The organism is Paenibacillus sp. sg306046 (assembly GCF_059821225.1).
In genome coordinates this window covers 1-1,607 of sequence record NZ_JCAMRT010000076.1, presented here as the reverse complement: position 1 = coordinate 1,607, position 1,607 = coordinate 1, and the positions used below count along the sequence as shown (strand labels likewise).

The following is a 1,607-nucleotide window of genomic DNA, read 5'->3' as shown; positions in this document are numbered from 1 at the left end:
CTGGACAGTCATAAGTTCTAACGCTTAAGAAGCCAGAGAATCCGCGTCAGAATTGGATATTTCTTGCTTGGAACGAATAATTTGCGTTAGGGATATGTGCCGGTTTTGCGCAAACAGGCGAAAAATAGATGCACGCAAATAGGCGGCAACGGTGGCCTCGGACACCACGGATCGGGACGGCGTACGCAAATAGCGAAAGAAGAGCATGGGGACTCGTCCGGAGTAGCGCAAAGCGATCAGTTGGAGTATTCCCATTGCGATGCATTGGCACATTACGAACCCTTCGATGGCCTGGAAGGTCAAGCGAATCCGATGCCTGGCTTGTTCGTCTTTCACCGCTTCCAGCGGATGGGCGGCCGCCTTTCGCAAGTATCGGTTCAACTTCGGCATCGACTTGCTCCAGAAGCGATAGCCAAAGGCACCAATCACTTGTTTCATCTCTCGGAAGGTGCACTCGATTTTGAACCGGAAGCCATACAACCGAACGATGTCGGTCGCGCCCAGTGTCAGATCGGTGCTGACGAGAATGGAGCATAGCTCGCCGCGCTTTACGAGGACAAAGCGCAGTTCCTGATAGAGCCCCTGGCCCCAAAGCAGATCCAGGCACAGAAAATGGATCGTCTCTTCTTTTCCGTAGAGCGTGACCGTCGCGGGTTGGAAGTCGGCAGCACGTGCTGCAAATACGTCTTTCAGCTTGAGCGATTTGCCTTTCTTTGGCGGTCGACCACGTCCGGATTTCTTGGTTGGACGTTCGTAGGCCACGACATTGGCTTTGGCCTTTGTCACGATATGCATCCGGACATCGGAGGTATGATGAAAAGCCTGGAGTCGCTCCAGCGCGGGGGCTGACAAAAAGTAACGGTCCAGCAAAAGCAACGCCTGGCCAAACGCTTCTGCTGTCGTGAAGGCTTGCTCGATCATTTGCACCACATGGGAAGGGGTCTCCGGTTCCACGCCAGTCCTGTCCCACCCCAAAATGGTTTTGACCCCATCCTGCAGATTCAGGAACAAAGGCAGGCAAAACCATTTCTGCGGTGTGCCCGCCAGAATCCCAATGGCGCCGAACAAATGACCGAAGATGTATTCGCCCTTAGACGAGTTTTCCGATTCCTGATGGAGCTTCTTGACACCTGGCATGCGGCGACCTTCCTTGGTTTGCTTCATTCCGTCGCCAACGAGTACGACGCGGCCATCTACCTTCAAGAGAGGTGCCGCCTTGCGAACGACCTGCACCCATGTGGTTCGCAGCGACGCCAGGGACCAGGCGGAGGAGCGAAAAAAGTGAATCAGTGACTCGTAGCAGCGACCATTCAGAGCAAGATCGCGAATCACCGAAGTCACGCCTAGGTGATCCGAGCGTAGCATAAAACCGACAATGAGTACGACAAACCACTCGTAAGGGGCTTGTCTGGTAAAGCAAGAACGGAAGGGAAGTAAAAGTTCATGTATGTATTTAATCATTGGTTATGGTCAATCGCTTGGAAATGGGGTAAACTACATTCTGTAACCCATTCAGCGGCCCTTCCTTTTTGTGTGAGAACTTAAGGATACCAGACCACCTGCTGATTGGGTTATTTTTCTATGTGACGATTTTTCGACAAGAACTT

1 protein-coding gene is annotated in these 1,607 nt (G+C 52.4%); it reads right to left on the bottom strand.

Annotated features, from left to right (window positions below):
• Window positions 1-24: 24 nt before the first annotated feature.
• The gene (locus AC6ROY_RS25320) at window positions 25-1,461 is read right to left on the bottom strand and encodes a transposase (RefSeq protein ID WP_500103330.1); all 1,437 of its coding nucleotides are present in this window, start codon (window positions 1,459-1,461) and stop codon (window positions 25-27) included.
• Window positions 1,462-1,607 lie beyond the last annotated feature (146 nt).

Excerpts from the sequence above, each read along its gene's own strand:
- AC6ROY_RS25320 (WP_500103330.1), bottom strand. The coding sequence starts at position 1,461 with ATGATTAAATACATACATGAACTTTTACTTCCCTTCCGTTCTTGCTTT.